This window comes from Labilibaculum euxinicum (assembly GCF_963678175.1).
Taxonomy (GTDB): Bacteria; Bacteroidota; Bacteroidia; order Bacteroidales; family Marinifilaceae; genus Labilibaculum; species Labilibaculum euxinus.
On the sequence record NZ_OY782756.1, the window covers coordinates 1,804,527 to 1,828,127 of the forward strand.

The 23,601-nt window shown below is 36.6% G+C and carries 13 protein-coding genes; 10 read left to right on the forward strand and 3 right to left on the reverse strand.

Annotation, left to right across the window (positions count from 1 at the left end):
* Positions 1 to 7: 7 nt before the first annotated feature.
* Positions 8 to 1,267, forward strand: coding sequence for a threonine ammonia-lyase IlvA (gene ilvA, locus ACY0M5_RS07580; RefSeq protein WP_461631331.1), 1,260 nt, complete (start codon positions 8 to 10; stop codon positions 1,265 to 1,267).
* 290 nt (positions 1,268 to 1,557) lie between these two features.
* Here ilvA and ACY0M5_RS07585 read toward each other — a convergent pair whose 3' ends face one another.
* On the reverse strand, positions 1,558 to 3,045 hold the full coding sequence (locus ACY0M5_RS07585; RefSeq protein ID WP_461631332.1) for a TIR domain-containing protein: 1,488 nt from the start codon (positions 3,043 to 3,045) through the stop codon (positions 1,558 to 1,560).
* A gap of 212 nt (positions 3,046 to 3,257) precedes the next feature.
* Positions 3,258 to 4,097, reverse strand: a complete 840-nt coding sequence (locus ACY0M5_RS07590) for a hypothetical protein (RefSeq protein ID WP_461631333.1) — start codon at positions 4,095 to 4,097, stop codon at positions 3,258 to 3,260.
* Between the two features lie 708 nt (positions 4,098 to 4,805).
* On the opposite strand from ACY0M5_RS07590, the gene ACY0M5_RS07595 reads away from it, so the two are divergent.
* From ACY0M5_RS07595 to ACY0M5_RS07605, 3 genes are all read left to right on the forward strand, one after another.
* Positions 4,806 to 6,341 carry a TldD/PmbA family protein gene (locus ACY0M5_RS07595; RefSeq protein ID WP_156196249.1) on the forward strand — a complete coding sequence of 512 codons (1,536 nt, stop codon included), beginning with the start codon at positions 4,806 to 4,808 and terminating at the stop codon, positions 6,339 to 6,341.
* A gap of 44 nt (positions 6,342 to 6,385) precedes the next feature.
* Positions 6,386 to 7,702, forward strand: a complete 1,317-nt coding sequence (locus ACY0M5_RS07600) for a TldD/PmbA family protein (RefSeq protein ID WP_461631334.1) — start codon at positions 6,386 to 6,388, stop codon at positions 7,700 to 7,702.
* 111 nt (positions 7,703 to 7,813) lie between these two features.
* A complete protein-coding gene (locus ACY0M5_RS07605; protein ID WP_461631335.1) occupies positions 7,814 to 9,421 on the forward strand; it encodes a DUF6377 domain-containing protein in 1,608 nt (535 codons plus the stop codon).
* Between the two features lie 120 nt (positions 9,422 to 9,541).
* Here ACY0M5_RS07605 and ACY0M5_RS07610 read toward each other — a convergent pair whose 3' ends face one another.
* The gene (locus ACY0M5_RS07610) at positions 9,542 to 10,144 is read right to left on the reverse strand and encodes a hypothetical protein (protein ID WP_124992141.1); all 603 of its coding nucleotides are present in this window, start codon (positions 10,142 to 10,144) and stop codon (positions 9,542 to 9,544) included.
* Between the two features lie 392 nt (positions 10,145 to 10,536).
* Here ACY0M5_RS07610 and ACY0M5_RS07615 point away from each other — a divergent pair, with 392 nt between their 5' ends.
* The 6 genes from ACY0M5_RS07615 (at position 10,537) to ACY0M5_RS07640 (ending at position 23,519) form a co-directional block, all read left to right on the forward strand.
* On the forward strand, positions 10,537 to 12,612 hold the full coding sequence (locus tag ACY0M5_RS07615; protein WP_461631336.1) for a glycoside hydrolase family 97 protein: 2,076 nt from the start codon (positions 10,537 to 10,539) through the stop codon (positions 12,610 to 12,612).
* 184 nt (positions 12,613 to 12,796) lie between these two features.
* Positions 12,797 to 16,072, forward strand: a complete 3,276-nt coding sequence (locus tag ACY0M5_RS07620) for a S41 family peptidase (protein ID WP_461631337.1) — start codon at positions 12,797 to 12,799, stop codon at positions 16,070 to 16,072.
* 421 nt (positions 16,073 to 16,493) lie between these two features.
* Positions 16,494 to 17,081 carry a hypothetical protein gene (locus ACY0M5_RS07625; RefSeq protein WP_461631338.1) on the forward strand — a complete coding sequence of 196 codons (588 nt, stop codon included), beginning with the start codon at positions 16,494 to 16,496 and terminating at the stop codon, positions 17,079 to 17,081.
* Between the two features lie 24 nt (positions 17,082 to 17,105).
* The gene (locus tag ACY0M5_RS07630) at positions 17,106 to 18,524 is read left to right on the forward strand and encodes a flotillin family protein (protein WP_191991596.1); all 1,419 of its coding nucleotides are present in this window, start codon (positions 17,106 to 17,108) and stop codon (positions 18,522 to 18,524) included.
* Positions 18,525 to 18,844: 320 nt separating this feature from the next.
* Positions 18,845 to 21,676 carry a M16 family metallopeptidase gene (locus tag ACY0M5_RS07635; protein ID WP_461631339.1) on the forward strand — a complete coding sequence of 944 codons (2,832 nt, stop codon included), beginning with the start codon at positions 18,845 to 18,847 and terminating at the stop codon, positions 21,674 to 21,676.
* Between the two features lie 142 nt (positions 21,677 to 21,818).
* The gene (locus tag ACY0M5_RS07640) at positions 21,819 to 23,519 is read left to right on the forward strand and encodes an SWIM zinc finger family protein (RefSeq protein WP_461631340.1); all 1,701 of its coding nucleotides are present in this window, start codon (positions 21,819 to 21,821) and stop codon (positions 23,517 to 23,519) included.
* Positions 23,520 to 23,601 lie beyond the last annotated feature (82 nt).

Sequence of the window (23,601 nt, forward strand, 5' to 3'; positions counted from 1 at the left end):
GGACGAAATGTCAGAAGAAATTTATTATCCGCTAATGGCGGATATTGTTAAGGCAAACAGGCGGGTTCAGGAGGTGGTGTTGGAAACTCCTTTACTCAAAAACTTAAATCTATCATCAAAAAACGAAGCAAATATTTATTTGAAAAGGGAAGATCTGCAACAGGTTCGTTCCTATAAAATAAGAGGTGCATATAATAAAATATCCAGTTTGTCGAAAGAGGTGCTGGCAAAAGGAATTGTGTGTGCAAGCGCGGGCAATCACGCTCAGGGAGTTGCCTATTCCTGCAATAAACTGAAATGTTTCGGAAAAATCTACATGCCCGAAACAACCCCTCGTCAGAAGATTAAGCAGGTGAAAATGTTTGGCGGCAATCAGGTGGAAATCATTCTTACCGGTGATACTTTTGATGATGCCTCGGCCAAAGCAAATGCGGATGCCAAAGAACTCGGACAAACCATTATTCATCCGTTTGATGATCCAAAGATTATTGAAGGACAGGGAACCATTGGCTTGGAAATACTGCGGCAGCTTAAAGAGTGCATTGATTATCTGTTTCTGCCGATTGGCGGAGGCGGTTTGGCTTCCGGAGTAGGAGCATGGATCAAGGAATTTAGTCCGAATACAAAAATTATAGGTGTTGAGCCCGAAGGGGCTGCTTCCATGAAAATGGCATTTGAAAAAAAGGACAATGTGGCTTTGGAGACAATTGACCGCTTTGTAGATGGTGCTGCAGTAAGAAAAGTGGGAGATCTTACCTGGAAAATATGCGAAAAGGTTTTGGATGGAATCGTGGTTGTTCCGGAGGGACTCATCTGCTCAACCATTTTGCAGATGTACAACGAGGATGCAATTGTGGCAGAGCCTGCAGGAGCCTTATCCATTGCCGCTTTGCAATTAATGAAAGAAGAAATAAAAGGGAAGAATGTGGTTTGCGTACTAAGCGGAAGCAACAACGACATTACCCGAATGGAAGAAATCAAGGAGAGAAGTCTGTTATACGAAGGCTTAAAGCATTATTTCATGGTGCGTTTTCCGCAGCGTTCGGGAGCTTTAAAAGAATTTGTAAACGATGTGTTGGATGCGGGTGATGACATCACGCATTTTGAATATTACAAAAAGAGCAGCAGGGAAAAAGGCCCGGCAGTTATCGGAATCGAAGTACAGAATCCTTCCGATTTACAGCGCCTGCAGCAACGAATGACCGAGCGCAATTTTATTTTTGAATACCTGAACGATAAAACCGATTTGTTTCAGTTCATAGTTTAGCTTTATATGATTTTAGATGTAAAATTAAACACTCATATAATGCCGATAGATATCTAAAACTAAATCATAAGCCCGATTTATCGGGAGCAATGATTGAGTAAATTTAGATACTAATCGGTATTAGTTGATAACAATCAGAAAAGCGATAGCCAGTAATTGGTTATCGCTTTTTTGTAAGTATCTGTCTAACAGGCGCCGTATGAATTGAGAGGTCCGATTTTTTTCGGGATACTGTTCTGTGAGAAGTTAGGGGTGAAATTCCCCTAGCTTACTCGACTGTGTATAGGTTTTTATCCTTTTGCCTCATTCCTATGGTCAGATAGTTTTTGAATTATTATATCGACAATCTCTTTAGCTTGTTCGTCAAGGTCTTTTGAAGGGTCAAAATTTAGACCTCCTAGTTTTTGAGTTTCATCAAATAAACTTGGATAATTATCAGAATACCAAATTGGAATTATTGAATTAGTTCCAAATCGTTCTTTAAAATTATCAGATTCAAATTTGGTCCAAATCTTTTTTGGATAATCTTTGCTTAATAATACTACAACAAAATATGCCTCTGATTTATATATTGGAGCCAAATACTCTTCAACATTTTCCGCTAATATTCTGGATTGTTCATTTTTATCATAGAACACAGATATTTCTCTATCAAGTAGTAAATCATTAATTTTTGACGCGAGCTCTCTGTTTTCTCCCGCAAAAGATAGTGCAAAGTCGTATTTATTTGAGAACGTAAGACTAATGTAGCCGACTTTTTCAGCGAACTTAGACCAAAGAACATTTCTCAAATAAAACATAAATTTGGGGTCTTCTACTGCTAATACTCTTGAATTGGTGTCATAATGGACTACATCTTTTAATTCTTCATTATCTCGTATAATTGCTTCAAGGAATCCTTTATCGACAATTTGCGTTATACTGAGTTTGTTTTCAGGGTATTTTAAGTATAAGTCATCAATTTGGATTGCCCATTCTTCAGATAATGAAAGCCAGTACAAAAGGTGTAAATAAGGAGCTCTTCCTTCTCTTCGTAATCTGTTCCCAATTGCGAATTTTCTAGCTTTAGGGTAAAAAATTCTATCAAAATCCGATAATACTTTTTCTCTTATAACCTCAATACTTGATTTTATATCTTTTGTTTCTTCACAAGTTTCTAAAACTTCGGAGTCTATACAGGTTTCTTTTGACAATAACTGTGCTATGTGAAAACTACCTTTTGCCAATTGGGCAATGTCCTCTTTTGTATTTATTCGGATATTAAGTGCTTCTTCACCTAGTCCAATTAGTTCGGTTATTTTATTTGGAGGATTTTGTTCAAATTTGATTGTGTCAATTCTATTATTTAAGTCACCAGCTATTTGAACCAATGAATCACCAGCTTTATTTATTCCTATGAGAATCAATTTATCGTTCACTCTTTCTTCATCTGCTAAAACCTTCATATAGTCGGCAATTGATGATTTTAAATCAAACTCTAACAAATGAAAGTCATCAATAATCACAGTACCCATACCCTGAAAATCAGGTAGAAGTTTTATCATCTCAAGGTCATCCTTTTTTCTTGCAGTTAAAGCAGTAACGTTTTTATTAAGTCCCAATTCTTCGATAACTTTTATTACACAAGTGGTTTTACCAATACCTGATGGTCCCTCAACGACTAAGCACCTTCCTTTCGTTCTAAGCGAAACTAAAATTGTGTTGTACTCATCGGGTCTAACAAATGTATGTTTTGGAATTCCGGAAGTCTTAAATACATCTTCTAAATATGCTTTCATAGTTTAATTTCTAATTCTAACTAACGGTTTATATGAGTGGAGTTCGGGATTAAAAGTGATGAACTTTCAATTTCGCACTGATCCAATTTTTTTATTCGTATTTTCGTTTTATAGCTAAATCGACAAAGACGAATTGGCGGTGTTACAACGGAGAACTGTGGTTGGATTACCCACTAAAAACCGCATTGTATTTACCCTTTGTGTAAAGTATTTCATATTTTCATTTTATTCATTTTTATATTTTCAAGTATGTGTTGCATTTCAGAAATCATCTTATGTTCCAAATCTGAACCTACAGAACATTCCATTCTTGCAATTTCATAATATTTCAACATCTCCTCAAAATCTTTCATTTTATACGATTTCATGAATTGATCAAAGAACATTTCAATATTTGGTTTTCGTTCTAAAATCATTTTGTCTGACCTATATCTGCTAGAGTACGATTTTTCTTTATTTCTAAAAGATCGCAATTCAGAACTAATATCATCCATTTGCGAGGACATTTGAAACAACTGCATTTTAAATTGTTCATTAGGATCATCTATCGTTTTAATTTGTGCGCTTTGTGAAAGTGATAGAAGTTTTATTACAGAATTAAAACCTTCTCCAGTAACAAAAGCTTTTTCGGTTCCTTTTAACATTTTCGATATAGCTTCTTGATCATTAAGTACATCATTGTATCGTAGTTCTTTACAGTAATCATATGCTCTTAAAATTGAAACATCAAATATTCGTTCAGTCCCTTTTTCTTGTATTAATACAACTGGCTTATCAAAAGCCTGTCTTAGTCCAAGTTCAAACAGTACGTTTGGGTTTCTTGTAGACAAATCACAAATTGCCATTGGGGCTTCAATTAATTTTTTCAAGATACTTAAATGGATTATATCTGTTTCTTCCACTTCATCCGCTCTTACAGCTTTATAATCTGCTTTATCACAAGCTGGTGTTATAATGTCTTCATAAACTCTTTTAAAATGTCCTTTGTCATAATCTTTTGGATCAGAAATCGGCATTATAATGAAACATTCTTGTTGACTATTTTTTGCCATAATTATATTGGATTAGTTGTTTTTATATTTTGCTTTATTTCGTTTCTATTTTTAGTAAAGTGTATTTACCGATCCACATCGGACGATATTATGCGTACTAAAGTAGTAAATCGAAACAAAGATTTAGCCTGTCAAAGTTGCCAACTTGCAGGGATGTGAGTAATTGCACAAAAAACAGCTTTCCTATTTTGGAAAAGAGCCAAGAGGAGAGCCATTTTATCTATTGCAGTTTGGCTTTAGCCAACTGAAATTAAAATATTCTGAGTGTCTTTATTTAAAATTTAGTTCTCTGCTTTACCCATTTAGTTTTTTCGAAATGTCATTTTTTGCTTTATCTATTTGGGTATTGATCAAAAAAAGGAACATACCTATGAAATGGTATAAGACTACTATTAGTCCGACACATGGACTAGTAGTGGTCCGACACCCGGATAAGTAGTGGTCCGATACCCGGACTAGTAGTGGTCCGACACCCGGACTAGCAGTTGTCGGATCAGCACGACAGTAAAGAAGCAATAGCCAGTAATTGATAATCGCTTTTTTTAAAAGCTTGAAAGTATATGAAGCTTTCTTGCATTGTTCAGCTTCAGGATTTTGTCTGTTTATTTGTGATTTTCACCAATAAGGTTTTGTTATGATAATGAAAAGTCTTAACTTTTTGGTCACCAAAGAATTCAAAGAAAACCCAAACCCTAAAAAAACTTTTATATGAACAATGAATTTTCAAGAAGAGAGTTTATCCGAACAGGGTCTTTCTCTCTAGCGGGAATGGCAATTTTGCCCTCATTTTTAAGCATGGGATGTAATCGCCTTACCGAACAATCGGGCTTAGAGGAGTATTACTCTCATTTTAATGTGAACAGAGAAATGCTTCAAAAGGTAATTGCCGAAGCCTTATCAAGAGGAGGAGATTATTGTGATCTGTATTTTGAACATTCTCTTTCAAACTATGTTGGACTTCAAGACAAGCAAGTAAATCGAGCCGGATCTAACATTGACTATGGAGTAGGTGTACGCGTTTTAAAAGGCGATCAGACCGGTTATGCTTTTTCGGAAGAGATTTCTTTGGATGCTATGAAAAAAGTAGCCAAAACTGCAGCAAGTATTGCAAATGAAAGCAAAGACTATCCACCTATTAATTTGCAGGAAAGAGTACATCCTGAATTCTGTAAAATTAAAACTTCCTGGGAGGATGTATCTATCAAGCAAAAAATACCATATCTCCAAAAATTGAATGATAAGATTTTCGATTTGGATGGTAAAGTGGCTAAGGTTCAGGTGTATTTGGACGACAGTTCTTCTTATATTCTTTTTGCGAATTCCGAAGGCGTGGTAAGTTTTGATTATCGCCCTATGGTGAGTTTTATTGCTGTTTGTGTTATGGAGAAAGGAGATCGGAGAGAAGATTTCTTTGCATCCCGTTCCATGAGAATAGGATATGAATATTTGAATGAAGAGTTAATGGATGAAATCGCAAATGAAGTTGTTGTAGGCGCCAATAAACAATTTGAAGCTGTGAAACCGAAAGCAGGACAAATGGAGGTGGTTTTGGCTGCCGGCGGAGCTGGTATTCTATTGCATGAGGCAATGGGACACGCATTCGAAGCAGATTTTAATAGGAAGGAAACCTCAATCTTTAGTGATAAAATGGGGCAAAAGGTAGGAGAAGATTTTGTGACTATTATTGATGATGGAACCAACCCAAATTATAGGGGGACTCTGAATATTGATGATGAGGGAATCCTTACCCAGAAAACAAAAATGGTTGAAAATGGCGTGTTAACCAGTTATCTGCACGACAGAATTAGTGCAAAATATTACAATGTGGCACCAACAGGAAATGGCCGCCGGGAATCTTTCCGTTATGCCCCAATTCCGCGTATGAGAAATACATATATGGAAGCCGGACCTCATAGCAAAGAAGATATTATTGCCAGTGTTAAGGATGGAATTTATGTGGATACATTTACAAATGGAGAAGTGCAAATTGGAGCAGGGGATTTTACTTTCTATGTGAAATCGGGTTATTTAATTGAAAATGGTAAACTGACCCAACCAATAAAAGATGTAAATCTGATTGGTAATGGGCCGGAAGCTCTTCGTCAAATCTCAATGGTAGGTAAGGACCTTAAAATTGATTGTGGAACTGGAACTTGTGGTAAAGGCGGACAAGGAGTTCCTGTATCTATGGGATTGCCGACGGTTAAAGTAGCACAACTGACTGTTGGTGGGGTTAATGCTTAATCATGCATTAGAGTTTACTTGTAATCAATTAAAAAGAAGTTTCGATGAAAGACAATAAAAAAGTGGAATTGGCCCAATGGGCTTCCAAATATGCCACAGAAAATGGCGCAAAAGAAGTTTCAGTTTCAGTTTATGATTCTAAAGAATCAGAGGTTGAAGTGAGAAAGCAGAAAATTGAAAAAATACAGGAATCGATTCAAAGTGGATTAAGCCTTAAGCTTTATGTGAACGGTAAATACTCAACACATTCTACAAATCGATTGGACAGGAACGATCTTGAAAAATTTATCAAGGAGGCTATTCTGGGTACGAATTATTTAGCCGAAGATCAATATCGTTCTTTACCAGATCGTCATCTTTGTTATGATGGAACCGAAAAGGATCTGAAATTATTTGATTCAAATTACGACTCGATAGATCCTCGTCAGAAAATCGATTTGGCCATGCAGGTTGAGGCTGAAACGACAGGTATGGACGAAAGAATTATCAGCGTTACCGGATCTTATAGTGATGGATCGTACCGTAGTTATTTAGTGTTGAGTAATGGCGTTGAGGGGTTTAAAGAATCTACGTCTTATTCTATTGATGCAAGTGCGTCAATTAATGGAGGTGATAGTCGCCCAAGTGATTATCATTATAATGCCGCAAGATTTTGGGATCAGTTATCTGGAGAAGGTGTTGGGAAATATGCTGTTGAAAGAGCTTTAAGGAAAATTGGAGCCAAGACTATTCAATCGGGAAAAATGGAAATGCTGATTGAAAACAGATCAGTAGGCCGTGTATTTAATTCTCTGCTTCAACCCATGTTTGGTTATAACCTTCAGCAAAAAAGATCCTTTTTAGAAGGAAAAATTGGCAAAAAAATTGCTTCTGATTTATTGAGTATTACCGACAATCCATTTATTGAATCGGGACGTAATTCACGATTGTATGATGGTGATGGTTTGGCTTCCCGTAAAATGACGGTAATAGAGAATGGTATACTTCAGACCTACTATATTGATGATTATTACGGTAAAAAGTTAGATATGGAACCAACTACAGGCTCGTCATCTAATTTGATTTTTGAACTGGGAGATAAAGACTTATCAGCTTTGACCAAAGATATGAATGAAGGTATTTTGGTAACTGGTTTTAATGGAGGTAATTCCAATTCTGCAACGGGTGATTTTTCGGTTGGAGTAGAGGGCTTCTATGTTAAAAAAGGAGAAATACTTCATCCTGTATCAGGAATGAACATTACCGGAAATCATAAAGAGATTTGGAACAATTTAATTGCGATTGGTAACGATCCATTAACTGATCGTTCGTGGCAAACACCAAGTATGCTGTTTGAAGGTGTCGATTTTAGTGGATTATAATATTGCGAAAATAAGTTTAACTCAGCCCTGTCAATTTGATAGGGCTTTTTTGCTGCAGAAAATATTAATCTTACTTTTACCCCTTGTTCAGCAAACCCATATTCAATAAGCATGTACAGAAGTGTCATTCTAACATTTTTTGTTTTACTAAGTCTGAATTCTTTCGGACAAAATGATTCTCTTGCATTTCAGTTTGCCGAGGCGAATAAATATATTGAAGCGAAAGACAGCATTGTTCAGGTAAAAAAGAACAAAATCGCCTTGCTGACAGATTCCCTGCATCATTCAAATTTTGAGGACCGAAGAAACGAGGAGTACAATTTATTGGTGAGATTGACCAAAGAATACGAGTATTTTGTTTACGATTCGGCTTTTTATTATGGGAATTTGGCATTGAAAACGGCTTATCGGTTAAAGGATGCATCAAAAATTGCTGAAGCCAAATCAAATATTTCCCTGATTCTTCTGCTTCGGGGATTATACAAGGAAACCATCGACAGCATTCAGACCATCGATCCGATGGCTTTGGATCAAAAAAAGCGCATTGACTTTTATTCTGTAGCTTATCGTGCCTATTACGATTTATCCAATTCCCGTTGGGGATATTATGCGCCCAAATACCGCGAAAGCGGGAATTTATATGTGAAGAAAATTGCAGCAGAGGGTGATCCAGATTCTTTCGAATATATTCTGGCTTTGGCATTAAAAAGTCAGAATAATAACGCCAGTTACGATGTTAAAAAGTATTGCACATCCTTATTAAATAAAAAGGATTTAACCCCGCATCAGGCTGCGATAACCAATTGTATTTTGGGCATTTCGTATTTAAAACTGCAGGAGAAAGAAAAAGCAAAATATCATCTTTGTAAAGCTGTTGTAGGTGATATTCAGTCTATCACAAAAGAAACTTTGGCGGCGAAAGTATTGGCAGAACTACTTTTTCACGACGGAGATTTAGAGAAAGCAAACCGGTTTATCTCCGAAGCTCAGAGGGATGCGGTATTTTACGGCAGCAATGCGCGGCAATTGGAGATATCATTTATTCGGCCCGATATTGAAGCTGCTGTTTTGAATAAAGTAGAAAAGGAAAAAAAGATCATATCCAATATTTCTCTGATCGTGTCTCTTCTGGCCTTGCTGTTAATTTCTTTTTCCATCATTATCTACCGGCAGGTAAAGGAATTGAAAAAAGCCCGTAAAGAGATTTTGGAGAGCAATAGTAATCTTCGGCAATTGAATGAACAGCTTCGTGAGGTAAGTAAAATTAAGGAAGAGTATGTTGGTTACTATTTCAATTTCAGCTCGCAGTTTATCGAGAAACTGGAAGCGATGAAAAAAGCCGTTTCGCGCCAGCTAATCACGAAGCAATATGATGCCATCGAATCGGAATTAAAAAAATACAATTCGAAGAAAGAACGCGAGAATTTGTTTCAAGACTTCGATCGGATTTTCCTGAAATTGTTTCCTGATTTTGTGAATCGATTCAATCAATTGTTCGAAGAAAAAGATCGAATCAGTTTAAAAGATTCTCCATGTTTAAATACCGATTTACGGATTTTTGCATTGATCCGATTAGGCATAAACGACAATGAGAAAATAGCCGGTATTCTTAATTTTTCGGTGAATACCATCTACACTTATAAAACTAAAATTAGGAATCGTTCCATTTATCCAAATGAAGAATTTGATTTAAAAGTGATGGCGATAAAGTCGGTTTAACTGTAATTAATGCCTATTTTATAACAAAGCACTACAAATTTTCTTATACGAAAAACTCCCAACTTGCCATAAGCAGTTTGGGAGTTATTTCTCTTAAAAAATCAAAGTTGAATCAGAGAATTAAAAGCGATAAGCTAAGGATAATAAGACAGAAGAACTATCAAAACCATATCTAATATCGGAATGGTCTACTTTGTTACTATACTCTGGAATCCTTCTTTCTTCCGATGTTTGTCCAAATGTATATTTAAGGTAAGGCAGAACTTCTGCACCTAATATTAATTGATCACTAATTATATAATTTAAACCAAACACAAGATTAAGTCCAGGTGTAAATAAATTACTTTTTCTTTTACTTGGATCAGTGGTAGATCCATTGTTTTCTTTTGAGTGATTATATCCAAATGATAAATCGAGGCCATATCTGTATTCAAGATTTTCTGTAATAAGTTTTCTGTATTCTTTTCCAGCACTAAAACTTAATCCGAATTGTTGAGAATCACTATCATTAAATGCTTTGTCTGAATTTCTATCTTCATTCATCCCTGATAAAAAAATGGTATTGAATCTCCATAATGACTGTTCTGTACCAATTTTATAGCCGAAGCCAAATTCATCCAAATTTCTAAAAGTGAGACCAACCTCTTTTATTTTAGTTTTTTCTTGAGCCATTACAAAAGTTGATAGTGTAAGGGCGATTAATAAGATCACCGTTTTTTTCATGTTCTATAATTTTAGTAAATATTATTAATTATTTATAATTGTTGTTAATTAACAATATTTATGCCAATATATATTAATATGTTTTTTTTATTCAGGAAAATAAATTGTCAAAGTTCAATTATTCACTTTGCTGAAGATTCAAGTTCTCAAATTATTGTATGTGTAGCTTATAAAGGATATTGTATTTCATCTATATTTTCAAGAGTTTCGTATTTTATTAATGCATAGACTGTTAGGTTTTTAGGTGTTTTTGGGTGATGTTTTAATCTATATTTTCAATTAGTATTTAGTTATTGAGCTTATTCTCTGGTTACTTTGATAATTATTCAGAACTTATAGGAATTAACTATAGTTTGAACTTAATTAATACTAATCTTTTGATTCAATTAACTATGAATTTTAAATCAACACTGTGTTTTATTGCTGGTCTTGCAATGATATTGGCATCCTGTGCCAATGACAAATTAGTCCGGAATGTTGAATCGCCCGATGGAAAAATTGGCGTTCAATTCAGTATGGTCGAAGGACAGGCCACTTACGAGGTTTTGTTCAATGGTAAAAAAGTAATTGAGCCGTCAACTTTAGGCTTCGATTTTCAGAATATGCCATCTATCAAAAAAGGATGGAAGATTGTTGACTCACAACTTTCATCAAGTAACTCAACTTGGGAAATGCAGTGGGGCGAGAAAAGAGTGGTTGTGGATAATTTCAATCAATTAGTATTGAATTTAGAAGAAGAACAGTCTCCAAACCGAAAAATGAATTTGGTGTTTAAAGTATATAATGATGGTCTTGGATTTCGGTATGAATTTCCGGAACAGGAGGCTATGAAAGAGGTGATGATTACCGATGAAAATACACAGTTTAATCTCACCGGCGATCACAAAGTATGGTGGATTCCGGGCGATTGGGATATTTACGAACACTTATATCATACTACCTCACTTACCGGTATCGATGCAATTGCATTGCGTTCCAACGACAATCTGGCTCAAACTCATATACCGGAAAATGCGGTGAATACTCCGGTTACTATGAAAACAGCTGAAGGTGTTTACTTGAGTTTTCACGAAGCCAACCTGACGGATTATGCGGGGATGACTTTGAAAGTAAACAAAGAGAAATTGATGCTGGAAAGTGAATTGGTTGGATCGGACAGAACGGGTTACAAAGTAAAGAGAGCTGTACCTTTTAACACACCTTGGAGAACCATTCAGATTTCTGAAAATGCAGGCGGTTTAATTGAATCTGATTTGATTGTAAACTTGAATGAGCCCAATAAAATTGGATCGGTTGATTATTTTAAACCGATGAAATATGTAGGCATCTGGTGGGATATGCATTTGGGAACCAAATCATGGGATATGGCCAGTGGCAAGCACGGTGCTACAACCAAATATGCTAAGGAGCTAATCGATTTTGCTTCAGAAAATAAGATTGGTGGTATTTTGGTTGAAGGATGGAACACCGGTTGGGAACACTGGATTGGTTTTGAGGATCGCGAAGGTGTTTTCGATTTTGTTACTCCTTATAAAGATTACGATTTAAAGGAAGTGGTTCGGTACGGAAAAGAAAAAGGAGTAGAGTTGATCATGCATCATGAAACTTCGGCGGCTCCGAGAACTTACAATCAGCAAATGGATACAGCCTATCAATTGATGAATTCGCTGGGAATTCATTCGGTGAAAACAGGCTATGTTGGCAAAATTATCCCGAAAGGAGAATATCATCACGGACAATGGATGGTGAATAACTACAGAAGAGCTGTGGAAACAGGTGCGAAATACAAAGTGGCAGTTAATGCTCATGAACCAATAAAAGCAACGGGTTTGCGTCGAACTTATCCGAATGTAATTGCCCGTGAAGGATTGCGCGGACAGGAATTTAATGCCTGGGCAAGCGATGGAGGAAATCCTCCGGAACACCTTCCAATTGTAGCATTTACACGAATGTTGGCAGGGCCTATCGATTACACGCCGGGTATTTTCAATATCAAGTTAACACCTCACAAGCCAAACAATCAGGTAAATACTACTTTGGCGCAGCAATTGGCATTGTATGTGGTAATTAACAGTCCAATTCAGATGGTTCCCGATTTAATTGAGAATTACAAAGGAAACGATGCATTTCAGTTCATTCGGGATGTAGCCGTAACCTGGGAAACCAGCAAGGTGTTGAATGGTGAAGTAGGGGATTTTGTGACCATCGCACGTAAGGATCGTAATTCTGAAAATTGGTTTGTCGGATCAATTACGGATGAAAATGCCCGCGATATGAATATAGATTTGAACTTTCTTACTCCAGGAAAGAAATACAAAGCAACACTCTATTTGGATGGTAAAAATGCTCACTGGGATAAGAATCCAACTGAGTTTCAGATCCTAAATAAAGAGGTAGATAACACGTCGAAAATAGAATATCATTTGGCTGAAGGTGGCGGAGCAGCCATTAGTTTGATCGAATTATAAGGCTTAGAATTATTATTGTGTTAAAGTGGCATTCCTTTTTTTAGTAATGTCACTTTTTTTGTAGCTTCACGGAAAGTTTTTTATGAAAATAAATTGATATGCTACTTAAAGCCAATACTTTCTGTAATTAAGGAAGGATTTGTTTTACACCAAATAATATTCACACACTAACTTATAAATTGAAATGTTAAAATTCAATCTTAAAATTGTGGCATTTTGTCTTATTCTATTTGGGACAATGAAAAGTGCTCAGGCCGAAAAGGATGTTCGTTTAATGAGATATCCTGATATCAATAAAAATTTAATTGCCTTTGTTTATGCGGGCGACATTTGGACAGTAGATTCCGATGGAGGTGATGCCAAAAGATTGACTTCGCACAAAGGAATGGAATTGTTTCCTAAAATCTCTCCTGATGGGCAATGGATTGCTTTCTCGGCTGAGTATTCGGGGAGCCGTCAGGTTTATGTAATGCCTTCAACAGGAGGAACACCTAAGCAGTTAACTTATTACAATTCGGTTGGAATGATGCCCCCTCGTGGTGGATTTGATGATGCAATACTAGACTGGAATCCGGATAGCAAATCCATTTTGGTGCGTATGAATCGTACTCCTTTTGGAGAGCGAAACGGAACCTATTATCAGGTAAGTATTGATGGTGGCTTGGAACAGGCCTTACAAATTCCTGAAGGGGGATTTGGAGTGTTTTCACCGGATGCAAAAAAAATATGCTATGCCCCAATCAGTCGTGAGTTTCGTACCTGGAAGCGTTACAAAGGAGGTAGAGCTGCCGATTTATGGATTTATGATTTGGAAAAGGATCAATCGGAGAGAATTACAAAATTTGTAGGTTCCGATCAAATTCCTTCCTGGTATAAAAATGCCATTTATTTTGCATCAGATCGAGATTTAAAGTTGAACATCTATAAATATGATGTGGACAGCAAAGAGATTACTCAGATGACTCATCACAAAACATTTGATGTAATGTGGCCATCGGGTGAAAACGGACAGATTGCTTATGAGAATGGTGGTCAATTGTTCAAACTAAATCTGGAAACAGGGAAAGAGGAACGCGTTGTTGTGAACATCAATTTCGATAATCCGAATACATTACCTTATTATAAGAATGTAAAAGATTTTATACAAAGTGTTGCCGTTTCTCCTTCAGGGAAAAGAGCTCTTTTTGATGCTCGCGGCGATATTTTTTCGGTCCCTGCCAAGAACGGACCAAGTATCAACTTAACACAAACTCAGGGAGTTCGGGAAACTGCACCAAGCTGGTCACCAAACGGGAAATACATTTCTTACTATTCAGATGCTACAGGTGAATACGAAATTTATCTTTTGGAGAACAAAAAGGGAGCAAAAGCGAAACAAGTAACTTTTGGTTCTTCGGCCTGGATGTATGATGCCAAGTGGTCGCCGGATAGCAAATACATGCTGTTTTTCGATCGTACTTTAAAGCTGAAATGTTTAAATGTTGAAAGTGGAGAAGTTAAAATAGTTGATGTTGCCAGACGAAATGAAATTACTGATTTCTCATTTTCACCTGATTCGAAATGGATTGCCTATGTGAAAGACAGTAATAATGATCAGGGAGCAGTTTGGGTTTACAATATCACGACCGGAAAGAATTATCATTTAACGGATGATACTTTTGGTGATTCATCTCCGGTATTTTCGAAGGATGGAAACTTCATCTTCTTTTTATCAAACCGTGATTTCAATCTTGATTTTTCAAGCTTCGAGTTTGATTATTTGTACAACAATGCAACCCGGATTTTTGCCATGTCGTTAAAGGCAGACGGACCTAAATTGTTTGCTTTAAAAAATGATGTTGAAGAGGTGAAAGAAGATAAACCTGCTGTTGACGAAAAGAAAAAAGTGAAAAAGGATGATGCTAAACCTGAAGAGAAGGTCAAAGTTGAAATTGATTTTGAGGGCATCTCCAATCGCATTACAGCTTTTCCTTTATCATCAGGAGATTACGATAATCTGGAAGCTGTTGAAGGAGGAATCTTGTACACCAGCGATAGAGTTTTACATCATTATACCATAGAAAAAGAGAAGGATGAAGTGATTTTAGATAAGGTTTCCGGTTATTCTTTAGCCGGAAATGGTGATAAATTATTGTATTGGGCAGGTGCTGCATATGGAATTACCGATTTGTCTGCCGGTCAGTCGGCCGATGCCGGCAAACTCCAATTGGATGATTTGGATATGAAGATTGATCCTAAAAAGGAATGGAATCAGATTTACACCGATGGGTGGCGTATTTTTCGGGACTTCTACTATGTGGATAACATGAATGGTGTAGATTGGGCGCAAATTAGAGCCAACTACAGTCAGTTGATGCCATATGTAAGTCATCGTGCCGATTTGGATTACATCCTGGGTGAGATTATAGCGGAAACCAACACCGGACATTGCTACGTGAACTATGGCGATTTCGAAAAGGTGAAAGCTGTGGAAACAGGTTTGTTAGGAGCAAAATTAAAAGCTGATGCAAAAACCGGTAAATACATCATCTCAAAAATTTATCAGGGCGAAAACTGGACTCCTAACCGACGATCACCGTTAACCGAGCAAGGTGTTGATGTAAAGGAAGGTGATTACCTGTTAAGCATTAATGGTCATGCTTTAAGTACAGACGTGAATCCTTATCTTTATTTGGAAGATCAGGTGGATAAAATGGTGGAGATCACCGTGAACAGTCTGCCCGGTTTTGAGGGAGCAAAAACCTATACCATTAAACCAATTGAAAGCGAATTGGAATTGATGTATCTGAATTGGGTGAACGAGCGCCGCGAGATGACAGACAAATTATCCGGAGGAAAGATTGGATATATCCACGTTCCAAATACCGCAGTGGAAGGCAACAGGGAATTGAACCGTGGCATGTATGCCTATCACGATAAACAAGCCTTAATTATTGATGATCGTTACAATGGCGGTGGATTTATTCCTGATCAAATGGTCAGCCTTTTAGATCGTAATGTATTGTCTTATTGGCACCGCAGAGGTCTTGAGGCGAATCAAACACCTGCAGTTGCCCACGATGGACCAAAGGCAATGCTGATTAATTCTTACTCATCTTCAGGGGGAGATGCTTTCCCATATTATTTCAAGAAAAAAGGTCTTGGCAAATTGATAGGAACCCGCACCTGGGGTGGATTAGTGGGTATGTCGGGTAATGCCGGATTAGTCGACGGCGGCTACATTGCTGTTCCCCGCTTTGGTATTTTCGATGAAAATCAGAAATGGATCATCGAAGGAGTTGGCATGTATCCTGATGTAGAAGTGTACGATGAACCACATTTAGTAGCTAAAGGGATTGATCCTTCCCTGCAAAAAGCAATAGAAATACTGCTAAAAGAATTGGAGAATCAATCGGAAGAAAAAGTAGTAGCTCCGGCGGATCCAAACCGTTCCAATTGGATTGAAGTGGATGTGAAATAATAGATGAACAAAGTCTTAAACTATAAAAGGAGCATCATTTGGTGCTCCTTTTTGTCTGCATAAAATTTGGTAAGATAATTTCAGGAATCAACACCCTTTCGTATTATTTCAAATTGCTTTCACGATCTTCACTGCGTTGCGGTATCCTTCCTAGGGAAGATTCAATGTAAAAAACACATACAAAAGTTAAAAGTGGTGAATTCTCACATTTTAATGGGAAAATGTTCGAAGAACAGAGGGGCGCTTGTATTTACAAAGAATCCTTTTCTTTAGGAGAAGTGAAAAAGATTTTTCACCCCCCAAAAAACACTTAAAAACATGTAAAAATAAGAATACGGCAAAAAAGATAATAACTGGTAAGCATAATGGATAATAGGTCGATATTTATTATTATTTTCATCCTAAATAAAAAACAATAATTATGATACTACAAATTTCAGATTGGTGGAGTTCAATGGAAATGGTGGAAAAGATCTTCTGGAGCATTTCAGTCCCATTTTCTCTCCTGTTTCTAATTCAGATCGCACTTACTTTTGTTGGTGGTGATATTGATGATCTGAGTGCTGAAGGAGATGCAGATACTGCAGTGGAAGGCGATACTGGAATTGATTTTCAGTTTATAAGCTTAAAAAACCTGATTGCCTTTTTTGCTGTATTTGGTTGGACAGGTATAATTTGTTTGGATATGGGCTTAGGAGCCGGTGTCTCGACATTAATTGCTACTCTTGCTGGTTTAGCAATGATGTTAATTATGGCTTCTATTTTGTATTTCATGGGAAAGCTGGTAGAAGAAGGAACCTTAAATATAAATAATGCCAAGGGGAAAATCGGCAATGTTTATTTGTCTGTACCGGCCAATAGAAAAGGAATGGGAAAAGTACAAATTGAAGTGCAGGGGCTTCAAACTTTGGATGCGGTTACCGATAGTGATTCAGATATTCCTACCGGTGCAGTAATTCAGGTTGTAGATGTTTTAAATGATCAAATTTTAATTGTAAAACCTTATTAAATAAACTATTAATAATAAGTTATCATGGGAGAATATGTTGTTCTATTAATTGCGGTCATTGTAATTGCCGTTTTTTCTTTAATTGTATCGTTTTTTAAGAGATACAAAAGGTGTCCGTCCGACCGCGTTTTGGTTGTGTATGGAAAAGTTGGTAAAGGAGTAGATACCGAATCGCGTTCGGCCAAGTGTATTCATGGTGGTGCAGCCTTTATTTGGCCAATCATTCAGGATTATGCTTTCCTGGATTTAACACCGCTTTCGATTGAAATCAATTTGAAAAGTGCTTTGAGTAAGCAAAACATTCGTGTGGATGTACCTTCTCGTTTTACTGTAGGAGTTTCTACAGAAGGAGGAGTAATGACTAATGCTGCTGAGCGACTATTAGGATTGTCTCAGGCAGATATCAGTAATTTGGCTAAGGATATTATTTTCGGTCAGTTACGTTTGGTAGTTGCTACCATGGATATTGAGGAAATCAATAGCAACCGTGATAAATTCCTTGCAGCTGTATCAAATAATGTTGAGGCTGAATTGAAAAAGATTGGTTTGAAACTGATCAATGTGAATGTTACGGATATCAACGATGAATCGGGATATATTGAAGCATTAGGTAAGGAAGCTGCGGCTAAGGCAATAAATGATGCCAAGAAAAGCGTTGCTGAGAAAAACCGTGATGGTTCTATTGGTGAGGCAAACGCCCATCAGGCACAACGTGTGCAGGTTGCTGCTGCTGATGCATCGGCAGTTGAAGGAGAGAATACGGCAAAAATTACAATTGCCAATTCGGATGCGCGCAGAAGAGAGAGAGAAGCAGAAGCAGAACGTTTGGCTTCGGCTGCAGAGAAAGTAACTCAGGCGCGTGCTTTAGAGGAAGCTTATGCTGCTGAACAATTGGCTGAAAATGCCCGTGCAACCCGTGATAAAGCAACACAGACTGCTAATGTTGTGGTACCTGCCGAGATTGACAAGCAAAAAATTGAGATTGCCGCTGAGGCGATTGCAGAACAAACCCGTCGTCATGCGAAAGGGGAGGCTGATGCGATCTTCATGAAAATGGAAGCAGAAGGTAAGGGTATTTATGAAATTTTAAGCAAACAGGCTCAAGGTTTCGATAAACTTGTTCATGCAGCCGGAAGCGATGCTAAAGATGCAGTAATGTTAATGATTGCTGATAAGTTACCGGAATTGGTTAAAACCCAGGTTGATGCTATCAAGAACATCAAGATTGATAAGGTTACTGTTTGGGAGAATGGAAGCGGAAAAGATGGCAAAACATCTACCGCTAACTTTATGCAGGGCATGATGGGATCTATTCCTCCGATGGAAGAACTTTTCAAAATGGCTGGAATGGAACTGCCAAACTATTTGGGTAAAAAAGTAGAAGAAGGTGAAACCGTTGAATTCGACGATGTTTCGGATACCAAAGAAAAAGAAGAGAAATAAGCATATTTATTTTTAATATTGGAAAGGAGTACCGGTTGGTGCTCCTTTTTTATGCTTATCTCGTTGTTTTTATTCATAGGATTTGACCCTATGTGGATACTGTATTTCTTTTCATTGATTCTAAATCGATCAAGTTTTAGATTAACCACGGAAATGTTGACAGATAGGTAAATGATATCATTTTAAAGGTGAAAGAATAGTAAATATATTGTGTTAAAAATCATTAAGTAAATTGTTAAATAGCTAATTATTTCTTTAATTTATAAGAATTACACTTATGTTGTGTATTTTGTACTACAAATCACTAAAACAAATCACAAATGATTAAGAATTTATTTAGCAAAATGAGTCTTTGTACTGTTTTGGCACTGACCGGCACTGGAATGCTGTCCGCTCAAAACAATATGGATGCTAAACTTCCTATGGATCCGAATGTGAGAACCGGGAAATTAGACAATGGATTAACCTACTATGTTCGTCACAATGAAGAGCCTAAAGATCGGGCTAGTTTCTACATTGTTCAGAATGTAGGAGCAATTTTGGAAGATGATAATCAAAATGGATTGGCTCATTTTTTGGAGCATATGGCCTTTAATGGGACGGAACATTTTCCAGGAAAAGGTGTCCTTAATTATTTAGAGAAATACGGCGTAGCATTCGGTCGTAATATTAATGCTTATACCAATGTAGATGAAACGGTTTACAATCTAAGTAATGTCCCAACTACGAATGAGAATTTGTTGGATTCTACTCTTTTGGTTTTACACGATTGGTCGAATTATTTAAGTCTTACTGGTGAGGAAATCGACAGCGAACGTGGAGTAATTCATGAAGAATGGAGAACCCGCCGATCTGGAGGAATGCGTGTTTATTTAGAAAAAAACAAACTCGTTTATCAAGGCTCTAAATATGAAAAACGTGATGTTATTGGAGATCTTGATGTCATTGATAATTTTGACCATCAGGTAATCAGGGATTTTTATCACGATTGGTATCGTACCGATTTGCAGGCCATTATTGTAGTTGGAGATATTGATGCAGAGAAATTTGAACAAAAAATAAAGGACATGTTTGCACATATTCCTGCTGTTGAAAATCCGGAGGAAAGAGTGTATTTCGATGTTCCTGAAAATAAGGAACCAATTGTTGGTGTAATTACAGATCCTGAAACCAGCAGAATTAGTTTTGAAATTGTTTACAAACACAACGCAACTCCTTTTTCCGAAAAAAATCTAAACTATTATCGCAAGCTTTTAATCGAAGATCTTTATTCAAGTGTATTGGGAGATCGTTATAACGAACTGCTCCAAAAAGGGAATGCACCATTTATAGCCGGTTATGCCGCATATTATAATAAAGCCCGAAAAATGGATGTTTTTCAAAATGGAGTTACCCTTAAAGAGGATAATATTTTGGGCGGAATTGAAGTGCTTTTGAAAGAAACAGAAAGAGCCAAAAGATATGGTATAGTGGCTTCAGAATTGGAACGTGCTAAAACGGCTATGTTGAGTAAAATGGAAAGAGCTTATAAGGAAAGGAACAAACAGAACAATGATCGCTTGGTTCGTGGCTATCAGCAAAATTATTTAACCAATGAGCCTGTTCCTGGAATTGAGTTTGAGTTCGAAGCAATGAAACAATTATTGCCTGGTATTAGCGCAGAAGAAGTAAATGCGGTTTCAAAAGGATGGATTACGGATGAGAATGAGGTGATTACCTTATCGGCTCCTGAAAAAGAAGGATTACAATTGCCGACTAAAGAACAATTACTTGCAGTGGTTGCAAAAGTGAAACAAATGGAGTTGGCGCCTTATGAAGATAAAGTGATAACTGAACCTTTACTTTCAGAACAACCTGCGGCCGGAAAAGTTGTAAAAGAATCAAACTTGAAGAATTTAGATGCTGCAGAGTGGACATTGGCGAATGGTGCAACAGTTGTTGTGAAAAAAACAGATTTCAAAGAGAATGAAATTAGTATGCAAGCTTTTAGTAAAGGAGGAAATTCAATATACAGTGTTAAGGATCTGCCTTCGGCTGAACTGCTTGGAGGTTTTGTTTCAAATTTTGGATTGGGCAAATTTGACAAGATTAGCCTGCAAAAATTATTAACGGGTAAAGAGGTTAAGGTAGCACCATATGTAGGTGAATTATCAGAAGGACTTAACGGGAATTCATCCATAAAGGATTTTGAGACCTTATTGCAGTTGGTGCATATGTATTTTGAGCAACCACGTTTCGATCAGGAAGCTTTTAATGCATTGAAAGGAAGATATATGGCTTATGTGGCCAATATGGGAGCTGATATAAACAAAGCGTTTAGTGATTCCGTATCAATGACTTCTACCAATCACAATCCAAGAACAATTCTGTTTGATACAGATATGATTGACAAATTGGATTTTGAGACAATGAAACGCATTTATCAGGAGCGGTTTGTTGATGCCAGCGACTTTACATTTGTTTTTGTAGGCAATATAGATGCAGAGGAAGCAAAACCAATGATAGAAGAATACTTGGGAAGCATTAAGGATATAGACCGTGAGGATAACTGGAAAGACAATGGTGTGGATTATCCTGAAAAAGATACTTATACCCATTTTGACAGAGAGATGGAAACTCCTAAAACAACCATCGAAATTGATTTTCATGGTGATATTGAATATTCAAAAGAAAATTCAGTATTGATGGATGTTGTTGCCAAACTTTTAGATAAAAGATATCTTGAGGTGATTCGTGAAAAAGAAGGAGGATCTTATGGTGTGGGAGTTGGTGCTTCGGTTGATAAATTTCCTCGGGAAGAGTATAAATTAGTGATTCGTTTTGATACAGATCCTGCCAAGGCTGAAAAATTAAAAGGAATTGTTTATAGTGAGATTCAGGCTCTTTTCAACGAAGGTGTTAAAGAAGATGACTTGCACGAAGCGAAGGAAAATTTCATTAAGGTTCGTCAGGAGAATCTTCGTAAAAATGGTTATTGGTTAAATGCGATCAATCGTTACTATGTGTACGATGAGGACATGATGAGTACTGAAGATTTCGAAAGAATGATCAACTCAATTTCAAAAGAGAAGGTTGAGAATTTTGCTAAAAAGTATTTTTCAACACCAGCAAAAATTGAAGTGGTGATGTCTCCAACGCAGAAAGAGATTTAATTCCAATTCATTAGTATAATAAAAAGGATGCTCATAAATGGGCATCCTTTTTTGCGTTCTAAATCTCTTTCATAAGTGAGAGTGTTCTATTCAATTTCCTTGAATTTATATAAATTGCAGGGGTGTAAATAAAACAGAGATAATGGAAATATCATTTAATGAATTTGAGCAATACATAGATGACAAAATTTTAAAGCGCGGGTTGTCGTATTTTAAGAATAACAAAGTAAATCAGCCAATAGAAATAGGAATAGGGGAATATGAGGCTACAGTTGAAGGAACTGAGGATTACACGGTAAAATTGGTAATTAAGAACGATATGATTTTGGAACATGTTTGTAACTGTCCGTATGATATGGGACCTTTCTGCAAGCATGTTGTTGCTGTTATTTTTTATTTGCAACAAGATCAATTGAATTTGAAAAGAAATCCACTTACTAAGGCATCTGAAATACCTGCAGTGAAAAAGAAGCGCAAAACTTTGGCGGATAAAGTAATTGCAATGCTTGAAAATGCATCTCATGATGATCTGAAACAATTTGTCCGAATAAAGGCAGAGGAAGATAGAGGATTCCGAAATCAATTATTGGCTTACTTTGCTCAATACAATACTTCAGAATCGAAAAGTTTTTATGTAAATCAAGTGAAATCGATTGTGAGTTCAGCTTCGGATAGATATGGTTTTGTAAGTCATTCATCTTCACGAGATGTTTATTATGAAGTAAATAATCTTCTCGAATCGGCACAAAATCAATTTGATAGAGGCAACTATAAAAGCACTTTTTTTATATGTACAGCTATTATGGAGGAGATGGTAAAGGCTGTTAATTATGGTGATGACAGCAGTGGTTATTTAAGTTTTGGCATCGATTCATCTTTTGACTTATTAGTGCGTATTGGAACATTACAATTGGATGAATCGATTCGAAAATTGTTGTTGGATTATTGTTTGAAAGCATACGGAAACAATACTTTTGGGGGTTGGGACTGGCATTTAGGATGTCTCCATATAGCATCATTATTATTAAAAACAGAGGCCGAAATAGAAAGTTTTTTCGTGTTGACAGATCATTCAGAAGTGTCGGAATATTCGTTGGAGGAAATGCAGGCAATAAGATATAATGTGTTGCTGAAGTGTAAAGGAGAAAATCAGGCTGCCGAATATTTAGAAGCACACATATCCAATTCGAAATTACGAGGCATAGCAATTGAGAATGCTTTGAAAACGGAATCGTACGAAAAAGCAATTGGCATTGCTGTGGATGGTATTAAATACGATAAGAAAGACAGGCCTGGATTGATTCATGAATGGTATGATTGGTTATTGAGAATTGCGCAGAAGCAGAATGATACCGAGAAAATTATTGAATATGCCCGTTTTTTATTTGTAGATAATTTTAGATCAAAACAGGATTATTATCAGATATTAAAAGAAAATATAGCTCCTGAATCATGGTTTTCATTTGTGAATGAATTGGCAAAAGACTTAAGAAAATCAAGTAGGTGGGATCATAGCGGTTTGTTGGCAAAAATTTACATAAAAGAGGAATGGTGGGATAAACTTTTGGTTTATTTGCAGAAGAATCCGGACTTCCCAACCATTGATACTTACAGTGAATATTTAATAAGTAATTATTCTGGTGAAATCATTAATTTATACGCTGTTGCAGTTAAGAAATATATGGAAGATAACATAGGGAGAGGTCATTATCAGAGTATTTGCAGATACATAAGACGAATGATTAAGCTTGGCGGAAGAGATGAGTCGAACGATCTGATTGCATATTTAAGAAAAGAATATCCAAAACGGAAGGCTTTATTGGAAGAATTAAATATGATTTAAAAGATAAAGAGACCATCTGAATTCTCAGACAGTCTCTTTTACTGGTTTTGTTTTTCCTTTTACAGATGCTTGTCCCTCAAAT

Bases quoted from the DNA above. Each gene is read 5' to 3' on its own strand.
- ACY0M5_RS07595 (WP_156196249.1), top strand. From the start codon at position 4,806: ATGAACAATGAATTTTCAAGAAGAGAGTTTATCCGAACAGGGTCTTTC.
- ACY0M5_RS07610 (WP_124992141.1), bottom strand. From the start codon at position 10,144: ATGAAAAAAACGGTGATCTTATTAATCGCCCTTACACTATCAACTTTT.
- ACY0M5_RS07605 (WP_461631335.1), top strand. From the start codon at position 7,814: ATGTACAGAAGTGTCATTCTAACATTTTTTGTTTTACTAAGTCTGAAT.
- ACY0M5_RS07600 (WP_461631334.1), top strand. From the start codon at position 6,386: ATGAAAGACAATAAAAAAGTGGAATTGGCCCAATGGGCTTCCAAATAT.
- ACY0M5_RS07640 (WP_461631340.1), top strand. From the start codon at position 21,819: ATGGAAATATCATTTAATGAATTTGAGCAATACATAGATGACAAAATT.
- ACY0M5_RS07625 (WP_461631338.1), top strand. From the start codon at position 16,494: ATGATACTACAAATTTCAGATTGGTGGAGTTCAATGGAAATGGTGGAA.
- ACY0M5_RS07620 (WP_461631337.1), top strand. From the start codon at position 12,797: ATGTTAAAATTCAATCTTAAAATTGTGGCATTTTGTCTTATTCTATTT.
- ACY0M5_RS07585 (WP_461631332.1), bottom strand. From the start codon at position 3,045: ATGAAAGCATATTTAGAAGATGTATTTAAGACTTCCGGAATTCCAAAA.
- ACY0M5_RS07630 (WP_191991596.1), top strand. From the start codon at position 17,106: ATGGGAGAATATGTTGTTCTATTAATTGCGGTCATTGTAATTGCCGTT.
- ACY0M5_RS07615 (WP_461631336.1), top strand. From the start codon at position 10,537: ATGAATTTTAAATCAACACTGTGTTTTATTGCTGGTCTTGCAATGATA.
- ACY0M5_RS07635 (WP_461631339.1), top strand. From the start codon at position 18,845: ATGATTAAGAATTTATTTAGCAAAATGAGTCTTTGTACTGTTTTGGCA.
- ilvA (WP_461631331.1), top strand. From the start codon at position 8: ATGTCAGAAGAAATTTATTATCCGCTAATGGCGGATATTGTTAAGGCA.
- ACY0M5_RS07590 (WP_461631333.1), bottom strand. From the start codon at position 4,097: ATGGCAAAAAATAGTCAACAAGAATGTTTCATTATAATGCCGATTTCT.